This window comes from Variovorax restrictus, from assembly GCF_051216715.1.
GTDB lineage: Bacteria > Pseudomonadota > Gammaproteobacteria > Burkholderiales > Burkholderiaceae_C > Variovorax.
In genome coordinates this window covers 2,566,404-2,588,988 of the sequence record NZ_JBPJZH010000001.1, presented here as the reverse complement: position 1 = coordinate 2,588,988, position 22,585 = coordinate 2,566,404, and the positions used below count along the sequence as shown (strand labels likewise).

The 22,585-nt window shown below is 67.4% G+C and carries 22 protein-coding genes and 1 tRNA gene; 13 read left to right on the top strand and 10 right to left on the bottom strand.

Annotation, left to right across the window (positions count from 1 at the left end; translation table 11 throughout):
- Positions 1 to 19 precede the first annotated feature (19 nt).
- From ACSFA0_RS12220 to rng, 8 genes are read left to right on the top strand one after another with little or no spacing between them, the layout of a single operon-like run.
- Positions 20 to 745, top strand: a complete 726-nt coding sequence (locus ACSFA0_RS12220; RefSeq protein WP_435450436.1) for a YebC/PmpR family DNA-binding transcriptional regulator — start codon at positions 20 to 22, stop codon at positions 743 to 745.
- Entirely contained in the window at positions 742 to 2,031 is a 1,290-nt protein-coding gene (purD, locus tag ACSFA0_RS12215) for a phosphoribosylamine--glycine ligase (protein WP_435450435.1), read from the top strand. The genes ACSFA0_RS12220 and purD overlap by 4 nt, the downstream gene beginning before the upstream one ends.
- Positions 2,031 to 2,945: an oxygen-dependent coproporphyrinogen oxidase gene (gene hemF / locus ACSFA0_RS12210; protein WP_435450434.1), complete on the top strand. Its 915-nt coding sequence runs from the start codon at positions 2,031 to 2,033 to the stop codon at positions 2,943 to 2,945. The genes purD and hemF overlap by 1 nt, the downstream gene beginning before the upstream one ends.
- Positions 2,936 to 3,565, top strand: coding sequence for a nicotinate (nicotinamide) nucleotide adenylyltransferase (nadD, locus tag ACSFA0_RS12205; protein WP_435450433.1), 630 nt, complete (start codon positions 2,936 to 2,938; stop codon positions 3,563 to 3,565). The genes hemF and nadD overlap by 10 nt, the downstream gene beginning before the upstream one ends.
- Positions 3,565 to 4,254 (top strand): ribosome silencing factor, encoded by a 690-nt coding sequence (rsfS, locus tag ACSFA0_RS12200; protein WP_435450432.1) that lies wholly within the window; start codon positions 3,565 to 3,567, stop codon positions 4,252 to 4,254. Before nadD ends, rsfS begins: the two co-directional genes overlap by 1 nt.
- On the top strand, positions 4,251 to 4,718 hold the full coding sequence (gene rlmH, locus ACSFA0_RS12195) for a 23S rRNA (pseudouridine(1915)-N(3))-methyltransferase RlmH (protein WP_435450431.1): 468 nt from the start codon (positions 4,251 to 4,253) through the stop codon (positions 4,716 to 4,718). The genes rsfS and rlmH overlap by 4 nt, the downstream gene beginning before the upstream one ends.
- Entirely contained in the window at positions 4,715 to 5,320 is a 606-nt protein-coding gene (locus ACSFA0_RS12190; protein ID WP_435450430.1) for a Maf family protein, read from the top strand. The genes rlmH and ACSFA0_RS12190 overlap by 4 nt, the downstream gene beginning before the upstream one ends.
- Positions 5,321 to 5,341: 21 nt before the next feature.
- The gene (rng, locus tag ACSFA0_RS12185) at positions 5,342 to 6,868 is read left to right on the top strand and encodes a ribonuclease G (protein WP_435450429.1); all 1,527 of its coding nucleotides are present in this window, start codon (positions 5,342 to 5,344) and stop codon (positions 6,866 to 6,868) included.
- A gap of 6 nt (positions 6,869 to 6,874) precedes the next feature.
- On the opposite strand, the gene msbA is transcribed toward rng, so the two are convergent.
- Positions 6,875 to 8,659: a lipid A export permease/ATP-binding protein MsbA gene (gene msbA, locus ACSFA0_RS12180; protein WP_435450428.1), complete on the bottom strand. Its 1,785-nt coding sequence runs from the start codon at positions 8,657 to 8,659 to the stop codon at positions 6,875 to 6,877.
- A gap of 239 nt (positions 8,660 to 8,898) precedes the next feature.
- Here msbA and tolB point away from each other — a divergent pair, with 239 nt between their 5' ends.
- The 5 genes from tolB to ACSFA0_RS12155 all read left to right on the top strand — a co-directional run bounded on the left by tolB (position 8,899) and on the right by ACSFA0_RS12155 (position 12,405).
- Positions 8,899 to 10,140, top strand: coding sequence for a Tol-Pal system beta propeller repeat protein TolB (tolB, locus tag ACSFA0_RS12175; protein WP_435450963.1), 1,242 nt, complete (start codon positions 8,899 to 8,901; stop codon positions 10,138 to 10,140).
- A gap of 24 nt (positions 10,141 to 10,164) precedes the next feature.
- Entirely contained in the window at positions 10,165 to 10,683 is a 519-nt protein-coding gene (gene pal, locus ACSFA0_RS12170; RefSeq protein WP_435450427.1) for a peptidoglycan-associated lipoprotein Pal, read from the top strand.
- A complete protein-coding gene (gene ybgF, locus ACSFA0_RS12165; RefSeq protein ID WP_435450426.1) occupies positions 10,683 to 11,435 on the top strand; it encodes a tol-pal system protein YbgF in 753 nt (250 codons plus the stop codon). The genes pal and ybgF overlap by 1 nt, the downstream gene beginning before the upstream one ends.
- A 17-nt stretch (positions 11,436 to 11,452) precedes the next feature.
- Complete coding sequence (locus ACSFA0_RS12160) at positions 11,453 to 12,265, top strand: tRNA threonylcarbamoyladenosine dehydratase (RefSeq protein WP_435450425.1); 813 nt, start codon at positions 11,453 to 11,455, stop codon at positions 12,263 to 12,265.
- Between the two features lie 64 nt (positions 12,266 to 12,329).
- Positions 12,330 to 12,405 (top strand) — tRNA-Lys (locus tag ACSFA0_RS12155).
- A gap of 110 nt (positions 12,406 to 12,515) precedes the next feature.
- Here the strand turns inward: ACSFA0_RS12155 and ACSFA0_RS12150 are convergent.
- The 9 genes from ACSFA0_RS12150 to dapC form a co-directional block, all read right to left on the bottom strand.
- Complete coding sequence (locus ACSFA0_RS12150; RefSeq protein WP_435450424.1) at positions 12,516 to 12,746, bottom strand: hypothetical protein; 231 nt, start codon at positions 12,744 to 12,746, stop codon at positions 12,516 to 12,518.
- Between the two features lie 158 nt (positions 12,747 to 12,904).
- A complete protein-coding gene (locus tag ACSFA0_RS12145) occupies positions 12,905 to 13,480 on the bottom strand; it encodes a hypothetical protein (protein WP_435450423.1) in 576 nt (191 codons plus the stop codon).
- A gap of 40 nt (positions 13,481 to 13,520) precedes the next feature.
- A complete protein-coding gene (locus ACSFA0_RS12140) occupies positions 13,521 to 15,485 on the bottom strand; it encodes an ABC-F family ATP-binding cassette domain-containing protein (protein ID WP_435450422.1) in 1,965 nt (654 codons plus the stop codon).
- Complete coding sequence (locus ACSFA0_RS12135) at positions 15,482 to 17,233, bottom strand: M14 family zinc carboxypeptidase (protein ID WP_435450421.1); 1,752 nt, start codon at positions 17,231 to 17,233, stop codon at positions 15,482 to 15,484. The genes ACSFA0_RS12140 and ACSFA0_RS12135 overlap by 4 nt, the downstream gene beginning before the upstream one ends.
- A gap of 9 nt (positions 17,234 to 17,242) precedes the next feature.
- On the bottom strand, positions 17,243 to 18,151 hold the full coding sequence (gene prmB, locus ACSFA0_RS12130) for a 50S ribosomal protein L3 N(5)-glutamine methyltransferase (protein WP_435450420.1): 909 nt from the start codon (positions 18,149 to 18,151) through the stop codon (positions 17,243 to 17,245).
- A complete protein-coding gene (dapE, locus tag ACSFA0_RS12125; RefSeq protein WP_435450419.1) occupies positions 18,148 to 19,317 on the bottom strand; it encodes a succinyl-diaminopimelate desuccinylase in 1,170 nt (389 codons plus the stop codon). Before dapE ends, prmB begins: the two co-directional genes overlap by 4 nt.
- 9 nt (positions 19,318 to 19,326) lie before the next feature.
- Complete coding sequence (locus ACSFA0_RS12120) at positions 19,327 to 20,478, bottom strand: PilT/PilU family type 4a pilus ATPase (protein ID WP_435450418.1); 1,152 nt, start codon at positions 20,476 to 20,478, stop codon at positions 19,327 to 19,329.
- 68 nt (positions 20,479 to 20,546) lie between these two features.
- The gene (gene dapD / locus ACSFA0_RS12115) at positions 20,547 to 21,371 is read right to left on the bottom strand and encodes a 2,3,4,5-tetrahydropyridine-2,6-dicarboxylate N-succinyltransferase (protein ID WP_068632812.1); all 825 of its coding nucleotides are present in this window, start codon (positions 21,369 to 21,371) and stop codon (positions 20,547 to 20,549) included.
- The gene (gene dapC / locus ACSFA0_RS12110; RefSeq protein WP_435450417.1) at positions 21,368 to 22,579 is read right to left on the bottom strand and encodes a succinyldiaminopimelate transaminase; all 1,212 of its coding nucleotides are present in this window, start codon (positions 22,577 to 22,579) and stop codon (positions 21,368 to 21,370) included. The genes dapD and dapC overlap by 4 nt, the downstream gene beginning before the upstream one ends.
- Positions 22,580 to 22,585 lie beyond the last annotated feature (6 nt).

The following is a 22,585-nucleotide window of genomic DNA, read 5'->3' as shown; positions in this document are numbered from 1 at the left end:
ACAGCGAGAGAAGAAAGCCATGGCCGGACACAGCAAATGGGCGAACATTCAGCACCGGAAGGGACGGCAGGACGAGAAGCGCGGCAAGCTCTGGACCCGCGCCATCCGTGAGATCACCGTGGCCGCACGTGCCGGCGGCGCAGACCTGAGCGCCAACCCGCGGCTGCGGCTGGCGGTCGAGAAGGCCAAGGCGGTCAACTTGCCGATCGATACGGTCAAGCGCAACATCGACAAGGCCACGGGCAACCTCGAAGGCGTCAACTACGAAGAAATTCGTTACGAGGGGTACGGGATCGGGGGCGCGGCGATCATCGTCGACACCATGACCGACAACCGGGTGCGCACCGTGGCCGAGGTCCGTCATGCGTTCTCCAAGCACGGCGGCAACATGGGCACCGAAGGCTCGGTGGCTTTCCAGTTCAAGCATTGCGGGCAGTTCGTCTTTGCACCGGGCACCGACGAAGACAAGGTGATGGAGGTCGCGCTCGAGGCCGGTGCCGAGGACGTAGTGACCGACGAAGACGGCGCCATCGAGGTGCTCACCGCCGTCGCCGACTTCGAGGCCGTGAAGAACGCGCTCGAAGCCGCGGGCCTGACGCCGGACATGGCCGAAGTCACCATGCGGGCCGAGAACACCATCGAGCTGTCGGGCGAGGAGGGTGCGAAGATGCAGAAGCTGCTGGACATCATCGAAGACCTCGACGATGTCCAAGACGTCTTTCACAACGCGGTGATCTCCGAATGAAGACATTGGTGATCGGCGGCGGTGGCCGCGAACACGCCCTGGCCTGGCGCCTGGCCCAGTCCGAACGCGTGTCCAAGCTGTACGTGGCACCGGGCAACGGTGGCACGGCGAATGATCGGCGTTTCGAGACGGTGAACCTCACCGACCCGGTGGCGCTGCGCGAATGGGCGCAGAAGGAAAAGATCGTGTTGACGGTGGTCGGCCCCGAAGGCCCGCTGGCGGCCGGCGTGGTCGACGAATTCCGCGCGCACGGGCTGCGCATCTTCGGCCCGACGCAGGCAGCCGCGCAGCTCGAAAGCTCCAAGGCCTTCTCCAAGGCCTTCATGAAGCGCCACAAGATCCCGACCGCCGAGTACGAGGCCTTCACCGATGCGGCTGCGGCCCATGCCTATGTCGACGCCAAGGGCGCGCCGATCGTCGTCAAGGCCGACGGTCTGGCGGCCGGCAAGGGCGTGGTGGTGGCGATGACGGTGCAGGAGGCGCACGACGCCATCGACTTCATGCTGGTCGACAACAAGTTCGGCGTGGCCCACAACGCGGGCGGCGCGCGGGTGGTCATCGAGGAATTCCTGCAGGGCGAGGAGGCCAGCTTCATCGTCATGTGCGACGGCAAGAACGTCGCCGCCATGGCCACCAGCCAGGACCACAAGCGCCTGCTCGACAACGACGAAGGCCCCAACACCGGTGGCATGGGCGCCTACTCGCCCGCACCGGTGGTCACGGCCGAGGTGCATGCCAAGGCGATGCGCGAGATCATTCTGCCGACCATCCGCGGCATGGAGAAGGACGGCATCCCGTTCACCGGCTTCCTGTACGCCGGCCTGATGATCGATGCGGCCGGACAGCCGAAGACGCTCGAATTCAACTGCCGCATGGGCGACCCCGAGACGCAGCCGATCATGATGCGGCTCAAGTCCGATCTGTTCGAGGTCTTCTGGCACGCCACCGACGGCACGCTCGATCAGGTCGAGTTGCAGTGGGACCGGCGCGTCGCGCTGGGCGTGGTGCTGGCGGCGCATGGCTACCCCGAATCGCCGCGCAAGGGCGACCGCATCGCCGGCATCCCGGCCGAGGCGCCCGACGCGATGGTGTTCCACGCGGGCACGACACTCGACGGCGGCGAGCTCACGACCAGCGGCGGCCGCGTGCTGTGCGTCACCGTCCTGGCCGACAACGTCAAGCTCGCGCAACAGCGCGCCTACGAGGTCGCGGCCCAGGTGCGCTTCGACGGCGTGCAGTATCGCAAGGACATCGGCTACCGCGCGCTTGCTGCGCGCAACGGCTGATGCAGGTCGACCCGGCCGTCGTCGGCGACTACCTGCGCGGCCTGCAGGGGCACATCATGGCCGCCGTCGAAGTGGCCGACGGCGGCACGGTGGTGCGCGACGCCTGGCAGAAGGCACCGGACGAGATGCTCCAGGGCAGGGGTCTCACCTGCATCCTGGAAGGCGGCGCGCTGTTCGAGCGCGCGGGCTGCGGCTTTTCGCAGGTACGTGGGCCGAAGCTGCCCCCTTCGGCGACGCAGCACCGGCCCGAACTGGCCGGCGCGCCCTTCGAGGCCATGGGCGTGTCGCTGGTGTTCCACCCCCGCAACCCCTACGTGCCCACCGTCCACATGAACGTGCGCATGATCGCGGCGCTGCCCGAAGGCGGCACGCCGGTCTGCTGGTTCGGTGGCGGCATGGACCTCACGCCGATCTACGGCTTCGAGGACGATGCGGTGCACTTCCACCGGACTTGCCGCGATGCGCTGGCACCTTTCGGCGATGACAAGTACCCGCGCTTCAAGACCTGGTGCGACGAGTATTTCTTCCTCAAGCATCGCAACGAGCAGCGCGGCATCGGCGGCGTCTTCTTCGACGACTTCTCCGAACTCGGCTTCGACGACAGCTTCGCCATGCTGCGCGCGGTGGGCGACGGCTTTTTGCCGGCGTACTTCCCGATCGTCGAGCGCCGGCGCGACACGCCCTACGGCGAGCGCGAGCGCGCCTTCCAGCTGTACCGGCGCGGCCGCTACGTCGAATTCAACCTGGTGTGGGACCGCGGCACGCATTTCGGCCTGCAGTCGGGTGGGCGCACCGAGTCGATCCTGCTGTCGATGCCGCCGCAGGCGAGCTGGGCCTACCAGCAGGTGCCCGCGCCGGGCACGCCCGAGGCGGCGCTGTACCACGACTTCATCGTGCGCCGCGAATGGCTCTGAAGCCGACGCGGCTGGGCGTCTTCGGCGGTGCCTTCGACCCGCCGCATCGCACGCACGTCGCGCTGGTCGAGGCCGCGCTGGCGCAGTTGCGGCTGGACGAACTGCGCATCTTCCCGACCGGCGATGCCTGGCACAAGACGCGCACGCTCAGCCCGGCGGCAGACCGGCTGGCGATGGCCGAACAGGCCTTCGGCGGCATCCCGCGGGTGACGGTGGACGCGCGCGAAGTGAAGCGCGCCGGCCCGACCTACACCCTCGACACACTGCGTGAGCTGAAGCGCGAATTTCCCCAAGCCCAGCCGGTGCTCATCATGGGCAGCGACCAGGCGGCGGCCCTGCCGACCTGGCACGGCTGGCAGGAGATCCTGGGCATTGCTATTGTTTCCATAGCTGAGCGGTTAGAATCCGCCCGCTCCGACGGATCGGCGTGCCGCTTCGATCCGCGGACGCTGCCCGGCCTGCCGGCCGGCGCGCGCTTCGAAACGCTCGAACTTCCCCCGATGGACACCAGTGCGACGGACATCCGTGCCCGCATTGCCCGTGGGGAGGACATCGCTGCGCTGGTTCCCCCTGCCGTTGCGCGCTATATTGACCAACACCACCTCTACGCCTCCGCCTGATGACCACTGAAGCCGCCGCCAAGAAAGACACCCAGAAACTCCAGCGAGCCATCGTCGATGGGCTCGAAGACGTCAAGGCGCAGGACATCCAGGTTTTCGATACCGAGCATCTGTCGCCGCTGTTCGAGCGGGTGATCGTCGCGTCGGGCACCTCGAACCGCCAGACCAAGGCGCTGGCCTCCAGCGTGCGCGACGCGGTGCGTGAGGCGGGCTTTCCCAAGCCGCGCATCGAGGGCGAGGACAACGGCGAGTGGATCATCGTGGACTGCGGTGCGGCGGTGGCGCACATCATGCAGCCGGCCATCCGTCAGTACTACCACCTCGAGGAAATCTGGGGCGACAAGCCGGTCCGGCTCAAGCTCGGTGCGGCCAAGCCGGCCGCGGTGAGCGCCGACAGCAGCGCCCCGAAGGACAAGAAGGCCGACAAGGCGGAGAAGCCGGTCACGTCGCTGCGCCGTGCAAGCGCCGCCAAGACCGCCATCCGTGCCGCCGAGCAGGAGGCCAAGGCCGAGAAGCTCAAGGCCAAGCCGGCCGCCCGGAAGACGTCCCGCGCGCCCGCACGCAAGACGAGCGCCTCGGGTGCCGCACCCGCCAAGAAGGTCCCGGTGAAGAAGATCGGCGCGCCCGCGAAGAAGGCCGCAGCCAAGAAGGCGCCCGCGCGCAAGGCCGCCGCTCCGCGCAGCAAATGAAGCTGCTGGTGGTCGCGGTCGGGCAGCGCATGCCCGACTGGGCGCAGACCGCCTGGGACGACTACGCCAAGCGCTTCCCACCAGAACTCAAGCTCGAACTGCGCGCCGTCAAGACCGAGCCCCGTGGCTCGAAGACGCTCGACACGCTGTATGCCGCCGAGCGCGAGCGCATCGATGCCGCCATCGGCAAGGGCATGCGCATCGTGGCGCTCGACGAGCGCGGCACCGCACTCACCACCAAGGCACTGGCCACGCGGTTGCAGAACTGGCAGCTCGAGGGCGACGACGTGGCACTGGTCATCGGTGGGCCCGACGGGCTCGACCCGGCCTTCAAGGCCGCCGCGCACGAACGCATCCGCCTGTCCGACCTCACGCTGCCGCATGCCATGGCGCGCGTGCTGCTGGTTGAACAGCTCTACCGCGCCTGGTCGGTCAATGCCGGTCACCCGTACCACCGCGAATGAGCGATCCATTTATCTTCCTCGCGTCGCAGAGCCCCCGTCGCGCCCAGTTGCTGGGCCAGCTGGGCGTGCGGCATGAACTGTTGCTGGCCGCGCCCGACGAGGACGCGGAAGCCCTCGAAGCGGTGCGGCCCGGCGAGGCGCCATCGGCCTACGTGCAGCGCGTGACCGGGCTCAAGCTCGATGCGGCGGTGGCGCGGCATCGCCGGTTGATGCTCCCTGCTGCGCCGATCCTTTGCGCCGACACCACGGTGGCCTTCGGGCGCACGATCCTCGGCAAGCCGGAGGACGCGCGCGATGCCGAGCGCATGCTGGCGCAGCTCGCCGGCCGCACGCACCGCGTGCTCACGGCGGTCGCGGTGCAGCAGGGGCGCCGGCGCCACGCCGCCCTGAGCGTCTCGCGCGTGCGCTTCGCACCAATGACCCGCGCGCAGATCGCCCGCTACGCCGCCAGCGGAGAGCCGCTCGGCAAGGCCGGCGCCTATGGCATTCAGGGCGCGGCTGCGGCCTTCGTCGAACACATCAGCGGCTCCTATTCGGGCATCATGGGTCTCCCCCTGTTCGAGACGGCCACGCTGCTGCGGCAGGCCGGTCTGAAGCTCTAAGCGCCCACGTCAGAAACACGCATGCAAGACATACTGATCAACTGGTCGCCGCAGGAGACCCGGGTTGCGCTGGTCGAGCATGGGGCCGTGCAGGAGCTGCACGTCGAACGCACGCTCGAGCGCGGCCTGGTGGGCAATGTCTACCTCGGCAAGGTGTCGCGCGTGCTGCCCGGCATGCAGTCGGCCTTCATCGACATTGGCCTGGAACGCACCGCCTTCCTGCATGTGGCCGACATCGTCGCGCCCTTCACGCCCGGTTCTCGCCCCACCACGCAGGCGCCCGACCGCGAGCACCGCAGCGGCGGTGCCATCGTGCCGATCGAGAAGCAGGTCTTCGAAGGCCAGTCGCTGCTGGTGCAGGTGATCAAGGACCCGATCGGCACCAAGGGCGCGCGGCTGTCGACGCAGATCAGCATCGCGGGTCGGTTGCTGGTTTTTCTGCCGCAGGACAACCACGTGGGCGTGTCGCAGAAGATCCCGCTCGACCAGCGCGAGAGCCTGCGCAAGCGCATGCAGACGCTGATCGATGCCGCTGCGGCGGCCGACAGCGGCGGCACGGTGCCGGCCAACACCGGGGGCTTCATCCTGCGCACCAACGGCGAAGATTCTGCCGACGCTGAACTGGCCGAGGACATCGCCTACCTGCGCAAGACCTGGTCCCGCATCCGCGACATGTCGACGCGGCTGCCGCCGATGTCGCTGTTGCACCAGGACCTGAGCCTGCTGCAGCGCGTGTTGCGCGACATGACCAGCGAAGAGACGCAGACCATCCGCATCGATTCGCGCGAACAGTTCGACGTGCTGCTGAAGTTCGGCCTCGAGTTCATGCCGCAGGCGGCCGGCAAGCTGCAGCACTACAAGGGCGAACGGCCGATCTTCGACCTGTATGCCATCGACGAGGAAATCGCCAAGGCGCTGGGCCGGCGCGTGGACCTCAAGTCGGGCGGCTACCTGGTGGTCGACCAGACCGAAGCGCTGACCACCGTCGATGTGAACACAGGTGGCTTCGTCGGCGCCCGCAATTTCGACGACACCATCTTCAAGACCAACCTCGAAGCCGCGCAGGCCATCGCGCGGCAACTCCGGCTGCGCAATCTCGGCGGCATCGTCATCGTCGACTTCATCGACATGGTGCGCGACGACCACCGCGCGCAGGTGCTGGCCGAGTTCCGCAAGCAGCTCGCGCGCGACCGCGTGAAGACCAGCGCCGGCGGTTTCTCGCCGCTGGGCTTGGTCGAGATGACGCGCAAGCGCACCCGCGAATCGCTGGCCCACATGCTGTGCGAGCCCTGCGCGGCCTGCGGCGGGCAGGGCATCGTCAAGACCGCGCGCACGGCTGCGTACGACGTGATGCGCGAAATCCTGCGCGAGGCGCGGCAGTTCACGCCGCGCGAGTTCCGCATCGTCGCGGCACCGCAGGTGATCGAGCTGCTGCTCGACGAAGAAAGCCAGCACCTGGCCGGGCTGAGCGACTTCATCGGCAAGCCGATCTCGCTGCAATCCGAGCCCGCGATGGGCCAAGGCCAGTTCGATATCGTCTTACTGTAGAGGCGGTTAGAGCGTCGGCACCTGTCCGGGTGGCGCCGTACTGACGGCGCGTGTCTGCAACCGCGCATAGAGGCCGTCGAGCGCCATCAGCTGCGCATGGCTGCCCTGTTCGGCGATGCGGCCGCGCTCCATCACCACGATGCGGTCGGCGTGCTGGATGGTCGACAGGCGGTGCGCCACGATCAGCGTGGTGCGGCCCTGCATCAGCCGTTGCAGGGCGTCCTGCACCAGCCGTTCGGATTCGGTGTCAAGCGCGGAGGTCGCCTCGTCGAGCAAGAGCACTGGCGCATCCTTGTACAGCGCGCGGGCGATGGCCAGACGCTGTCGCTGGCCGCCCGACAGCTGCGTCGCGTTGTGGCCGAGCACCGTGTCGATGCCTTGCGGCAGTCCCTGCACATGGTCCGACAGATTGGCAGCGGCGACGCAGGCCAGCACGCGTTCGCGGTCGATTTCGGCGCCCAGAGCGACGTTGGCGGCGAGGGTGTCGTTGAGCATGACCACGTCCTGGCTGACCATCGCGAACTGGCTGCGCAGGCTGGCCAGTTGCCAGCCGCCGACCTCGTGGCCGTCGACCGACACCTCGCCCGCGGTGGGCAGCACGAAGCGCGGTAACAGGTTGACCAGCGTGGTCTTGCCCGAGCCCGAAGGGCCGACGAAGGCGACCACCTCGCCCGGCGCGATCGAGAGGCTGACGCGGTCGAGCGCGGGTGCCTCGTCCTCACCCCGGTAACGCACCTCGACCTCGCGCAATTCGATGCGGCCCTCCGCGCGCGGCAGAGAGAAGCCGCCTTGCACTTCGGACGCCACGTCGTCGATCAGCGCCACGCCGCGCTCCAGCGCGGCCAGCCCGCGGGTGATCGGGTTGGCCATGTCGGCGAGCCGTCGGATCGGCGCGATCAGCATCAGCATCGCCGTGATGTAGGCGACGAAGCTGCCGACCGTCAGCCCCTGTTCGCTGCTCTGCCACAGCGCGATCATCACGACCACCGACAGCGCGACGGCGGCCAGCAACTGGGTGAGCGGCGTCATCGCGGCAGAGGCGATGGTCGACTTCACCGCCAGGCGGTTGAGGGTCTGGCTGAGTTGCTCGAAGCGCCTCGTCTGGCTGGATTCGGCGCCGTGCAGCCGCACCATGCGGTGCGCCAGCACGTTCTCTTCGACGACGTAGGCGAGGTCGTCAGTGGCGGTCTGGCCCAGACGCGTGAGGCGATAGAGCCGCTTGGAAAGCGCCTTCATGATCCACGCAACCCCGGGCACCAGCAGACCGACGATCAGCGTGAGTTTCCAGTTCAAGTAGACGAGATAGAAAAGCAGGGCGACCAGCGTGAAACCATCGCGCGTGAGGCCGAGCAGGGCCTGCACCAGCAGCATGGAGCCGGTCTGCACCTCGTAGACGATGGTGTTCGACAGCGTGCTGGCCGACTGCCGTGAAAAGAGCGCGAGCTCGGCCGACAGCAGGCGTTGAAAGAGCACGCGCCGCAGGCGTTGCATGCCCTCGTTGGCGATGCGCGCGAGCGCGTACTGCGAGACGAACTGTGCGAGCCCGCGCACCGCGAACAGCAGGATGATGGCGGCCGGCACCATCCACAGCGCAAGCTGCCCGCGGGTGAAGCCGCGATCGAGCAGGGGCTTCAACAGCGCAGGCATCAGGGGTTCGGTCAAGGCGGCGATCAGCGCCGCGCCAATGGCCAATGACCACCACCGCCGCGAGCCGCCGAACCAGGACATCAGTCGGGCGAGGCGTCGCGTCAGGGGAGGCCGCGCGATATCGCCGGAGGGGGAAGACTGCATGGCGGCGGATTCTACGGGTGGGTGTTTCACCTCTTCTTTGTAGGACCACGCTGATGTATTTGGCCTTCGTCACGAATTGCGGTTTGGCAATGTGTACCATCGCGGGCTGCCGACACCTGTGATCCATCCGTGAAACTTTGTCGCCGCGAAACTCTCCGAACTGCATGAATAAGCCGTTGCCCGTATTTCCTTTGCCTTCTTCTTCATCGTTCAACGCCCGGCGCGCGCTGGTGGCCGCCATGGCGGCCAGCCCCCTCGTTCCTGCGCTCGCCCAATTTCGGGTCGAGGTGTCGGGCGTGGGCCTGACGCAGTTGCCCATCGCACTCGTGCCGTTCAAGGGTCAGGATGCGTCGCCGCAGAAAATCTCGGCGATCGTGCAGGCCGACCTCGAACGCAGTGGTCAATTCCGAGGCGTCGATGCGTCCGGCCAGGCCCTGGACGAGGCCTCACGCCCCGACCTCACCCTGTGGCGCCAGCGCACCGCCGATTCCCTGGTGGTCGGCAGCGTCACCAAGCTGGCCGATGGCCGCTTCGACGTGCGCTTCCGCCTGTGGGACGTGGTACGCGGGCAAGACCTGGGCGGGCAGAGCTACACCGTGCCGCAAGGCGACCTGCGGCTCGCATCGCATCGCATCGCAGATTACGTCTATGAGAAGCTGACCGGCGAGAAGGGCATCTTCTCGACCCGCATCACCTACGTGACGAAGGCGGGCAGTCGCTACAACCTGTGGGTGGCCGACGCCGATGGCGAGAACGCGCAGGCGGCCCTCGCCAGCCCCGAGCCCATCATCTCGCCCACCTGGTCGTCCAACGGGTCGCAGCTGGCCTATGTGTCCTTCGAGTCGCGCAAGCCGGTCGTCTACGTGCATAACGTCTCCAGTGGCCAACGTCGTCTGCTGGCGAACTTCCGCGGTTCGAACAGCGCGCCCGCGTGGGCGCCCGACGGCAATTCGCTGGCCGTGACGCTCAGCCGCGACGGCGGGTCGCAGCTCTTCACCATCGCTGCGAGCGGCGGCGAGCCGCGCCGGCTCACGCAGAGCAGCAGCATCGACACCGAGCCGACCTTCTCGGCCGACGGCAGCACGATCTACTTCGTGAGCGACCGCGGCGGCGCGCCCCAGATCTACAAGATGGGCGCCAACGGTGGTTCGCCGACGCGCGTGACCTTCAGCGGTTCTTACAACATCTCACCGTCTGTCAGCGGTGACGGCCGGTGGTTGGCCTACATTTCCCGCGTGGGCGGGGCCTTCAAATTGCATGTGATGGAGTTGGCGAGCGGCAATGTGACCGCGATCACCGACACCACCGCCGACGAAAACCCCAGTTTTGCCCCGAACAGCAAGCTGATTGTCTATGCCACGCAGCTCGGGGGGCGCGAGGCGCTGATGACCACCACGCTCGACGGCAAGATCAAGGCCCGTTTGGCCGGGCAGGCCGGAGATATCCGGGAACCGGACTGGGGTCCGTTCCAAAAGCAATGATTAGATTAACTTGAGGAGTCTGTAATGTTGAAACGCACGATTTATTCGCTGGCCATCGTGGCCCTGATCGCCGGTTGCTCGTCCGGTACCAAGCTGAACGACACCCCGGTGGTGGACCGTTCGGGCGGCGCGGGCCAAGGCAGCAGCGGTGCAGCCAGCGGTGTGGCCCCTGTTACCATCGACCCGAATGCCGGTACGGCGCAGGGCCCGGTCGGCGTTGCACGCATCGTGTACTTCGACTACGACAGCTACACCCTGAAGCCGGAGTACCAGTCGCTCATCGACGGCCACGCTCGCTTCCTGAAGGCCAACCCTCAGCGTCGCATCTCGATCGAAGGTCACACCGACGAACGCGGCGGCCGCGAATACAACCTGGCCCTCGGTCAGAAGCGTTCGGAAGCCGTGCGCCGCTCGCTGAACCTGCTGGGCATCAGCGACAACCAGGTCGAGGCCGTGAGCTTCGGCAAGGAAAAGCCAGCGGCCACGGGCAGCGGCGAATCCGTCTGGGCGCAGAACCGCCGCGCCGAGATCACCTACCGTTGATGACACGCGCATTCGATTTGCGCCACGCGGCGCTCGCAGCGCTGCTGGTTTGCACGTCGCTTGGCGCCAACGCAGCGCTGTTCGAGGATGACGAGGCGCGCCGCGCCATCCTCGAATTGCGTCAGCGTGTCGAGGCCATGCGCGTGCAAAGCGAGCAGCGGCTGACCGACGAGAACGGCCAGCTGCGCCGCAGCCTGCTCGACCTGCAGAACCAGATCGAAACGATGCGTGGCGACATGCAGCGTATGACGGGGCAGAACGAGCAACTCGCGCGCACCGTCTCTGAACTGCAGCAGCGCCAGACGGACATCGATGACCGGCTCAAGAAAAACGAGCCGGGTAAGGTGTCGGTCGACGGTCGCGAGTTCACCGCCGATCCGCGTGAGAAGGCCGACTTCGATGCGGCGCTAGGCGTGTTCCGCGGCGGCCAGTTCGCGCAGGCGCAAACGGCTTTCGCCGAGTTCGTCAAGCGCTACCCTCAAAGCGGCTACACGCCGTCGGCGCTGTTCTGGTTGGGCAATGCGCAGTACGCGACCCGCAACTACAACGAAGCGATCGCTAATTTTCGGTCGATGCTGTCGCTAGCACCCGACCATGCGAAGGCGCCCGAGGCGGTGCTGTCCATCGCCAACTGCCAGATCGAGCTGAAGGACACGCGCGCGGCTCGCCGCACGCTGGAAGACCTGACCAAGGCCTATCCGCAGTCCGAAGCCGCGCAGGCCGGCCGCGAACGTCTGTCGCGCCTGAAGTAACCGCAGGCGCTGCGCCCATGGACGCCGCGGCGCTTGCGCCCCTTTCCGTTTCCGAGCCCGACGTGGCACGCCGTTTCGGCGGGCTCGAACGCCTTTACGGCGTAGTCGGCGCTCAGGGCATTCGTGATGCACATGTGCTGGTGGCCGGCATCGGCGGCGTCGGTTCCTGGGCCGTCGAGGCGCTCGCCCGCAGCGGCGTAGGGCGGCTCACGCTGGTCGATCTCGATCACATCGCCGAATCGAACATCAACCGCCAGATCCACGCACTCGAGTCGACCGTTGGGCAAGCCAAGGTCGAAGCGATGCGCGAGCGGATCGCGCAGATCAACCCCCACTGTCACGTATTGGCGATCGACGACTTTGTCGAGCCGGATAACTGGCTCCTTCAAGTAGCGGCGGCTGAGGCTGCGAACGGTCCGCTCACGGCCGTCATCGACGCGTGTGACCAGGTCCGCGCTAAGGTGACCATGGCCGCCTGGGCTCGGTCGACCCGAACGTGTTTCGTCACCGTCGGCGCCGCAGGTGGCAAGCGCCTCGCGCACAAGGTCGAGATCGACGACCTTTCGCTCACCACCCACGACCCTTTGCTGGCGCAAGCGCGCAACAGGTTGCGCAAGCTGCATGGCGCGCCGCGTGATGGGAAAAAGATCGGCGTGGCTTGTGTCTTCAGCCGGGAAAGTGTCGCGCCGCCGGACGCGTCGTGTGCCATCGAGGGCGACGGCTCGCTCAACTGCCACGGCTATGGCTCGGTCGTGAGCGTCACAGCCACCTTCGGGCAATGTGCGGCCGGCTGGGTACTCGACAAGATTGCCCTTCGGGCCACGCTATAATCGTAGGCTTTGCTGGCGTCGACACACCGGCAAGACCCAGGAACATCGACAGCAAGATCGATCCGGGACGTTAGCTCAGTTGGTAGAGCAGCGGACTTTTAATCCGTTTGTCGTGGGTTCGACCCCCGCACGTCCCACCAATTTCATCGGCGAATGAAGCCCTGACCGCATTGCAGTGGTCAGGGCTTTTTCTTTTCACGCGTGTCGAGGCTGATGTGCCCCGCGCCGAAGCGACGAAACACGACGACGTTCAGGAATTCAGGTCAGCACCACCCAGGCCTGCGCGTGCTGTCGATGCCATCGATGTCACGAGGCCGATAGCGCTGGCGCGAAGCAATTCGTCCCGGAGGGCGACTTCCAGTTGCATGCGCGCGGAATCCGGCCGGTCGTGCTCGTATTCCTCATCCAATTCGCAATGCAAGTAGTAATCGACCCGGGCCATCAGCCGCTCGATGGAGGCGGCAAGGTCTGCGTCGTTCATCCGTTTCCTCCGCCAATCTCGGTCCCCGCTCGCTGCTGCTGCAACGTCTTTGGGGACGGTGCGGTGAGGGTAGCACGGGGTGAATTAACAAGCAGTCACATACGTCATGCAAGTTCCCAAAACGTGTCACCGGCCAGTCGCCGATGAATTCCGACGCATTACTTTTGGGAGGAGAAACCGAGTCGTTTCCAGAAAGGAGATCTTTTGGCGTCAGGGTTTTCTCGGGCGAGCGGTCTCGCGTCCATGGGGGACGGCAAGGCGAATTGCACGGCCCGGGCGACCTTTACGCAGTCCTTGATGTGCTGCTCGCCAAGCGCGCGCAGCGCGGCGTAGCCCAGGCTCGCGGAGATGATCTGGCCGGCGACAGGGACGTACTTCGTCGCCTGCTTCGTGGTCAGCCGCAGGCCCGCATGCTTGGCGAGTGCGATCAGCAGATCGCGCGTCACCAGGCGGCCGACCAGCAGAGCGCCGACGGTGGTGGCGGCCTTCTGGATGCGCTCGCGCTGCTGCGGCGCCAGCGTTTCGACCTGGGTCACCGACAGGCCGAACTCGGCGCTGATCTGCGGCACCAGGCGCGAGAGCAGTGCTGCGTCCGCCGCCCAGTCGATGCCGGGCAGGGGCACCGCGCTGGCGGCCGCTGCCAGCAGGGCCTTGCGTGCGATCAACTTCCGGCTGCGCTGCACCGCTGCGATCAGCGCCGGGTCGCCTTGGGCAAGTTCGATGGCAGACGGCATGGTGCGGGGTACTCCTGTCGGGCGCCGGTGTTAGGTCATTTCAGGCAGCAAGGGCTTCCAGTTGACCCGAAATCGTCATCCAGCGTTCCTCAAGCTTCTCGATTTCTTCATTGAGCGCCTTCAGCCGCTTGCCGGCTTCGGCGATCTCGGCGGCCGGCAGGGTCTGCGCCAGCCGGGCCTCGATGACGGCCTTGGCCGTGCCGGCTTCGGCCAGGCGCTCGTCGATCTGCGCGATCTCGCGCTTGAGCGGCTTCGCTTGCTCGCTGCGTTGCTGCCGGCCTTGCGCGGCATCCTGCTTGGCCACGGCCGGTGCGGGTGCTGCGACGGGTTCGCTGGCCTTGCGCACGGCTTCCTTGGCTTCCTCGCGCAGGCGCTTGGCCTCTTCGAGCAGGTAGCGTTGGTAGTCGTCGAGGTCGCCGTCGAAGTCGGTCACGCCGCCGCGGCCGACCATCCAGAATTCGTCGCACACCGAGCGCAGCAGGGCGCGGTCGTGGCTCACCAGCATCAGCGTGCCTTCGAACTCGTTCAATGCCACAGCCAGGGCTTCGCGGGTGGCGAGGTCCAGGTGGTTGGTGGGCTCGTCCAGCAGCAGCAGGTTGGGGCGTTGCCAGACCATCATGGCGAGCACCAGCCGGGCCTTTTCGCCGCCACTCATCGTGCCGACCGGCTGCTTCACCATGTCGCCGTTGAAGTTGAAGCTGCCGAGGAAGCCGCGCAGCGCCTGCTCGCCGGTCGGTTCCTTGGCCGCGGCACCCAGTTCGCGCGCCATGCGCACCATGTGTTCGAGCGGATTGTCCTGCGGGCGCAGCACGTCGAGTTCCTGCTGCGCGAAGTAGCCGATGTTCAGGCCCTTGCCTTCGGTCACGGTGCCGGCCAGCGCGCCCATTTCGCGTGCGATGGTCTTCACCAGCGTGGACTTGCCCTGGCCGTTGGCGCCCAGGATGCCGATGCGCTGGCCCGCCTGCACCGACTTGCTCACGTTGGTCAGGATGGTCTTGGGCACGTCGTCGACCACGTAGCCGAAGCTCGCCTGGGTGATCGACAGCATCGGATTCGGGATGTTGCCCGGCTCCTTGAACTCGAAGGTGAAGTCGGCTTCGGCCAGCAGCGGCGCGACCTTTTCCATGCGCTCGAGCGCCTTGACGCGGCTCTGCGCCTGCTTGGCCTTGCTGGCCTTGGCCTTGAAGCGGTCGATGAACTTCTGCAGGTGGGCGATCTTTTCCTGCTGCTTGCCGAAGGCGGCCTGTTGCTGCTCCATCTGCAGCGCGCGCATTTCTTCGAACTTGCTGTAGTTACCGCCGTAGCGCGTGAGCTGGGCGTTGGCGACGTGCAGCGTGACGTTGGTCACCGCGTCGAGGAACTCGCGGTCGTGGCTGATGACGATCATCGTGCCTTCGTACTTCTGCAGCCAGGCTTCCAGCCAGACGAGTGCGTCCAGGTCCAGGTGGTTGGTGGGTTCGTCGAGCAGCAGCAGATCGCTCGGGCACATCAGGGCGCGGGCCAATTGCAGGCGCATGCGCCAGCCACCGGAAAAGCTGCTGACCGGTGCGTCGAGCTCGTGCGTCTTGAAGCCGAGGCCGAGGATCAGCGCCTGCGCGCGCGGCACGGCGTCATGTTCGCCGGCGTCGGCCAGGTCGGTGTAGGCATGGGCCAGCGCCATGCCGAGGTCGCCGTCGTCGGGGTTCTCTGTGTAGGCGGTTTCGATCGTCGCAAGCGCGTCGCGCAGTTCGACCAGCCGGGTGTCACCGCCGACCACGAAGGCGGACGCGCCTTCGTCGGTTTCGGGCATGTCCTGCGCCACCTGCGACATGCGCCATTGCTTGGGCAGGAAGAAATCGCCGCCGTCTTCGTGCAGCGTGCGGTTGAACAATGCGAACAGCGTCGACTTGCCCGCGCCGTTGCGGCCCACCAGGCCGACCCGTTCGCCGGGGTTGATGGTGGCGTTGGCGCCATCGAGCAGCAGCTTGGCGCTGCGGCGCAGGACGACGTTCTTGAGAGTGATCATGGGCGAAACGAAATGAGGCCCAGGGCTTCGACGGCGGCCAGAACCGTCGCGGTCTGGGTGTCGTGGGCAAGGATGAAGGGGTCGCCGTGGATCGTTTCGTCGGGAAACTCGGAAATCAGTGTCAGGGGCGGGCCCGGACGGTCGACTTCGCTGATCATGCAGGCCGTGCCGTGGAGGAGCTCGAACGGTAGATCGCTGGCATGCGCATTGTAGCTGGCGAGCTGCCGCGCGTTGAAGGCCATGAGCGCCGGCCGCTCGGCGAGCCGCCGGCAGACGTGCTCGGCCAGCGCGCGCGCCTGGTCGCCCCAGCCCGCGTGGTGGCGCAGGATCAGGAAGAAGCCCTTGGGCAGCATCCATGCCTCGAAGCCGCGCGGAATGTAGCCGCTGAAGGGCCGAGTCCACTCGTGCGCTGGGTAGCCGTGCAGGTTCAGGTGCAGCTGCGCGCCCGACAGCGTCAGGCCCTGTTCGCGGGCTTCGCGCTCATACCAGGGCGGCGCATCCCGGTATTCCAGGTCGTCGCCCAGCGCCGTGTAGCGGGCCGCATGGTGCATGTGGCGCGGCGCGTGGGCGCACAGGGTGCGGTGCAGGGCGTAGCCGTCGGGGTTCTCGACCGGGATCAATGCGAAGTGGGCGCCCTGCGCGGTGAGCTGGTGCGCCGCACGCAGAGCGCCGACCACGCCGGAGGTCTCGTTCGCGTGCTGCGCGCCGCTGATCAGCACGGCGGGGCCTTGGCCGGCGTGGTGGACGCCGTGCACCGTGCGGCCTTCGCGGGTTCTTGCGAGGAAGCGATCACCGGGCACACGGGCCAACTCGGCGGCGATGCGCTCGGGCGCGAGCGGCGAGGGGCTGCGCTCCAGCGACACGGCGTCGTCCACCGCGTACGCGGGTTGGTGCGCGAGGTAAGGCCCGACCACGATGCGCAGGCGCGCGTCGCCGCGGCCGGCGCGCACGTCCGGCACGATCTGGCCCGGCTGCAATCGGCGGTCGCCGGGCGGCCGGCCGCTGCGGCGCAGGAACAGCTCCATCAGGCTGAAGTACAGGTCCTCGTGCAGCGCCTCGCGGCTGTTCATCCACTCGCTTTCGCGCGCTGGCGCATGGGCGATGCCGGGCAGGTCGACGCGCAGGTCGAGGCGCTCGAAGTACGGCTCGGCCTCGGGCCAAGGGTGCTGCTGCACCCCCTCGATGGCGCGGCGGAAGACTTCCTGATGTTCCGATTCGCGGGGGCCTTCCTGCGAGGTCTCACCGGGTCGTTGCACCCGCAGCCAGGCCGTGGGCGACAGCAGCGTTTCGCCGAGCGCATCCACGTGGATGTGGTTCGGGGCCAGGACATGGTCGGTGCGCTGGCGGCCATCGCGCCACTGTAGGTCGATGCGGTACGCGGGCAAGGCGTCGGAGGCCGGCTGCATCTCGAAGCGCAGCGTCGCACGCCCCAGCATCTCGGCCAGTGGATAGGCCTCGAGCCGGAAGCGGCGTGGCGAAGCGCTCGGGTGCACCGGGCAGTGCACCGTGACGTGGGTGAGTTGTGCGCGCTCGACCTCTTCCAGGAAGTGATGGACCAGTGGCTTGTAGGCGCTGCGCAGCCGGGCCGCGATGCCGACGGTGGCCAGTCGGGCCTCGGCGCGTCGGCGTGCGGCGCGGCCTTCGAAGAGCCAGCCTTCGACCCGGGTGCCCGCAATGGGCGACCGACACAGCTCCGTCACCCAGGCGTCGAGCGTGCGCGGGATGCGAACGTCGAGCAGGACCGCCATGGACGCCCGCTAAGAGCGCGCCGCGACGATCGCGTCGCGCGTCAGCAGCAGGACCTGGTCCTCGCCGGCCGACGTTTCCAGCCACACCGCTTCGAGCGTCGGGAAGGCCGCCTCGAAGTGCGGCCGCTCATTGCCGATCTCAAGCACCAGCACCGCGCGTTCGCTCATGCGCTCGGGCGCACCGGCGAGCAGTTGCCGGATGAAGTCCATGCCGTCGGTGCCGCCGGCCGCATTGCCCGACAGCGCCAGTGCCGGCTCGGCCTGGTATTCGGCCGGCAGCGCCGCCATGCTGTCGGCGTTGACGTAGGGCGGGTTGCAGAGGATCAGGTCCCACGGGCCGGGCAGGGCGGCCATGCCGTCGGATGCGACCAGCGTGATGCGGCTGTCGAGCGTGTGCCGCGTGACGTTGATCGCCGCGACCTCGAGCGCCTCGGTTGAGATGTCGGCGGCCGTGACGGCCACGTCCGGGTAGGTCATGGCGGCCAGCACGGCCAGGCTGCCGTTGCCGGTGCACAGGTCGAGCACCTGGCGCGTGTGTTCGCCCAGCCAGTAGTCGATGCTGCCGTCGATCAGCAGTTCGGCGATGAAGCTGCGAGGCACGATGGCGCGCTCGTCGACGTAGAAGGGCACACCCTGCAGCCAGGCTTCCTTGGTGAGGTAGGCAGCCGGCTTGCGGGTCAGGATGCGGGTGGCGATCAGCGCATCGACGCGCGCCTGGTCGCCGAGGGACACCGGGCGATCGGCCACCGCATCGAGGTCGTCGAGCGGCAGGCGCAGCTGCCACAGCACCAGCCAGACGGCCTCGTCGAAGGCGTTGTCGGTGCCGTGGCCGAAGGCGACGCCGGCCTCGGTCAGTTGCTTGGCGCCGGCGTCGATGAGCTGGATGACGGTGCGTGTGTCGTCGTTGACCGTGCTCATGCCGCCGCCCGCGCGTCGAGCGCCTCGATGGCGCGCCGGTAGATGTTCTTCAGCGTCTCGATCGCATCGACGTCGATGTGCTCGTCGATCTTGTGGATGCTGGCGTTGACCGGGCCGAGTTCGATGACCTGCCTGCAGATCTTGGCGATGAATCGCGCGTCGCTGGTGCCGCCACTGGTCGAGAGTTCGGTGGTGATGCCGGTCTCGGCCTCGATGGCCTGCTGCACCGCGTCGACCAGCTCGGCCGGCTGCGTGAGGAAGGGCAGGCCGCCGACCGTCCACGCCAGCGCGTGGTCGACGCCGTGCGCATCGAGCACTGCCTTTACGCGCTGCTGCAGCGATTCGGGCGTGGATTCGGTCGAGAAGCGGAAGTTGAAGTCGATCACCGCGCTGCCCGGGATCACGTTGCTGGCGCCAGTGCCCGCGTGGATGTTGCTGATCTGCCAGCTGGTCGGCTGGAAGAAGGCATTGCCCGCATCCCAGCCACCGGCCGCGTTGATGGCGACCAGTTCGGCCAGCGCCGGCGCGAACGCATGCACCGGGTTCTTCGCCAGGTGAGGGTAGGCGATGTGGCCCTGCACGCCATGCACGGTGAGCCTGCCGCTCATCGTGCCGCGGCGTCCGTTCTTGATCGTGTCGCCGCAGCGCGCCACCGAGGTCGGTTCGCCGACGATGCAGTAGTCGATCGCCTCGCCGCGTGCGGCCAGCGTGTTGCACACGATGACGGTGCCGTCGACGCCGGGGCCTTCTTCATCGCTGGTCAGCACCAGCGCCAGCGTGAGCTGCGGGTCGGGCGTGGCGGCCAGGAACTCCTCGATGGCCACCACGAAGGCGGCGAGCGAGGTCTTCATGTCGCAGGCGCCGCGACCGTAGAGCTTGCCGCCGCGGTGCGTGGGCGTGAAGGGCGGGCTGGCCCACTGGTCGAGCGGGCCGGTCGGCACCACGTCGGTGTGGCCGGCGAAGGCCAGGGTCTTGCTGCCGGCCGCGCCGGGTCGCACGGCCCACAGGTTGGTCACGCGGAAATCTGTCGGCCCGCTCTCGATGGTCTCGAGGCGAAAGCCCAGCGCGGCGAGACGCTCGCCCAGGATCTGCTGGCAGCCGGCGTCGTCGGGCGTGACCGACGGGCGGGAGATGAGGTGTTCGGCGAGTTGGAGGGTTCGGGACATCTTCAGAAATCAGTGGCGCACGTCGAGGGTTATGTCTGTGAAACTGGGTTCTTCTTCCTGTGCCATCAGCGCGCGGTCTTCGTCGCGCTTGGCCGGTGCCGCCTGGCGGTTCTGCAGGCGCCACATCAGGTTGGTGGGTGAGTCGGCCTGCGACAGGCCTTCCTCGCGGGTGACGCGGCCTTCGGTCACGAGCTTCGCGATGTCTTCCTCGAAGGTCTGCGAGCCCTCGGCCATCGATTGCTCCATGGCTTCCTTGACGGCGGAGAAATCGCCCTTCTCGATCATCTCGGCGATGAGGGCGGTGTTCAGCATCACCTCCATCGCCGGCCAGCGTTCGCCCTTGGGCGTGCGCAGCAGGCGTTGCGCGACGATGGCGCGCAGCGCGCTCGACAGGTCGCCCAGCAGCGTGGGCCGCACCTCGACCGGGTAGAAGCTCAGGATGCGGTTGAGCGCACGGTAGCTGTTGTTGGCATGCAGCGTGGCCACGCACAGGTGGCCCGATTGCGCGTAGGCGATGGCCGCCGTCATGGTCTCGCGGTCGCGGATTTCGCCGATCTGGATCACGTCGGGCGCCTGGCGCAGCGCGTTCTTCAGGGCGACCTGCAACGACTGCGTGTCGCTGCCCACGTCGCGCTGATTCACCATCGACTTCTTGTTCGTGTAGGTGAACTCGATCGGCTCCTCGACGGTGAGGATGTGGCCCGTGGCGTTCTCGTTGCGGTAGTCGAGCATCGAGGCGAGCGTGGTCGACTTGCCGACGCCGGTGGCGCCCACCATCAGGATCAACCCGCGCCGCTCCATGATGAGCGTCTTGAGGATGTCCGGCAGGTGCAGATCGTCGAAGGACGGGATCGTCAATGCGATGTGCCGCACCACCACCGCGTAGCTGCCGCGCTGGCGCATCGCGCTGATGCGGAAGTTCCCCGCGCCCTCGAGCTGAATCGCCATGTTGAGCTCGCCGGTGCGCTCGAGCTCGGCGATGCGGCTCTGGTGCACCACCTCCGCCAGCAGGCCCAGTGGCGCCTCGGGCGGCAGCACCTGGGCGTTGATCGGCACGCAGTTGCCGTTGATGCGGATCAGCGCCGGGGAGTGGGCCGAGAGGTAGATGTCGGACGCCTTGCGCTCCGCCATCAGTCGAAGGATGCGTTCCATCGTGCTCATCGTTTTCTCACTCCTCGGGCGGTTCGGGCGGGGCCAAAAAAAGACCGCCGGTGCGGCGGTCGGGCAGGTCAGTCGCGCAGCAGGTCGTTCAGGCTGGTGGTCGAGCGCGTCTTGGCGTCGACCTTCTTCATGATGATGGCCGCATAGGTGCTGTACTTGCCGCCCGGCTTGGGCAGGTTGCCGGCCACCACCACCGAGCCGGCGGGCACGCGGCCGTAGCTCACGGAATCGGTCGCACGGTCGTAGATGGGGGTGCTCTGGCCGATGAAGACGCCCATCGACAGCACCGAGTTTTCTTCGATCACCACGCCTTCGACCACTTCGGAGCGGGCGCCGATGAAGCAGTTGTCTTCGATGATGGTCGGGCCGGCCTGCAGCGGCTCGAGCACGCCGCCGATGCCGACGCCGCCCGACAGGTGGCAGTTGGCACCGATCTGCGCGCACGAACCGACGGTGGCCCAGGTGTCGACCATCGTGCCTTCGCCCACATAGGCGCCGATGTTCACGTAGCTGGGCATCAGGATCGCGCCCTTGGCGATGTAGCTGCCGCGGCGGGCCACGGCCGGCGGCACGATGCGCACGCCGGCTTCCTTGAGTTCGGCGGCCGACAGGTGCGAGAACTTGGTCTGCACCTTGTCGTAGAAGCCGAGCGAGCCGGCCTGGATCTGCTCGTTGTCCTTCAGTCGGAACGACAGCAGCACCGCCTTCTTGATCCACTGGTGCACGGTCCACTGGCCGACCGATTCGCGGGTGGCCACGCGCAGCTTGCCGTTGTTGAGTTCGCTGATCACGTGCTCGACCGCTTCGCGCACTTCGGCGGAGGCCTGGGCGGGCGAAAGGTTGGCGCGGTCTTCCCACGCGGCGTCGATGGTCTGCTGGAGTTGTTGGGTCATGAAAGGGCTCGGTTCTGGATGAAATCAACGATGCGGCGGGCGGCTTCGGTGCACTCGTCGGTGCCGGCCACGAGGGCCATGCGGACGCGGCCTCGGCCTGGGTTTTCACCGCCGACCTCGCGCGCCAGGAAGCTGCCGGGCAGCACCGTCACATTGTATTGAGCGTAGAGCTCAAGGGCGAAGGCCTGGTCGTCGCCATTCCACGCCGCAGGCACGCCGGCCCACAGGTAGAAGGCCGCGTCGGGCAGGCGCACATCCATCACGGCCTCGAGCATCGGCGTGACCGCCGCGAACTTGGCGCGGTACATCGTCCGGTTCTCGACCACATGCGCCTCGTCGCCCCAGGCCGCGACGCTGGCGGCCGCCACCGCGCCGCCCATGGCGCTGCCGTGGTACGTGCGATAGAGCAGGAAGGCCTTGATGATCTCGGCGTCGCCCGCCACGAAGCCGCTGCGCAGGCCCGGCACGTTGCTGCGCTTGGACAGCGAGGTCAGCATGACCAAGTTCTTGAAGTCGGTGCGACCGAGTTGCGCGGCTGCTTCCAGGCCGCCCAGTGGCGGCTCGTCGCGGAAATAGATCTCGCTGTAGCACTCGTCGGACGCGATCACGAAGCCGTGGCGGTCCGACAGCGCGAAGAGCTTGCGCCATTCGTCCAGCGGCATCACGGCGCCGGTCGGATTGCCGGGGGAGCAGACGAAGATCAACTGCGTGCGCGCCCAGACGTCCTCGGGCACGCTGTCCCAGTCGACCGCGAAGTTGCGCTCGGGCACGCTGGGCACATAGACGATCTCGGCGCCCGCGAGCAGCGTGGAGCCCTCGTAGATTTGATAGAACGGGTCGGGCGAGATCACCACGGGGGGCACCGGGCCGCTCGGGTCGACCACCGTCTGCGTCAGGGCGAACAGCGCCTCGCGCGACCCGTTGACCGGCAGCACCTGCGTGGCCGCGTCGACTGCCACGCCGTAGCGGCGCTGCAGCCAGCCGGTGAAGGCTTCACGCAGTTTGAGGTCGCCCGCGGTCGCCGGGTAGGCCTCCAGGCCCGCGAGCCCATCGGTCAGCGCCTGCCGGATGAAGGCCGGTGTCGGATGCTTCGGTTCACCGATGCCAAGGCTGATCGGCTTGAAGTCGGCGTTGGGCGTGACGCCCGCGAAGAGCTTGCGCAGCCGCTCGAAGGGGTAGGGCTGCAGCTTGGCGAGGAGTGGATTCATCAGGAT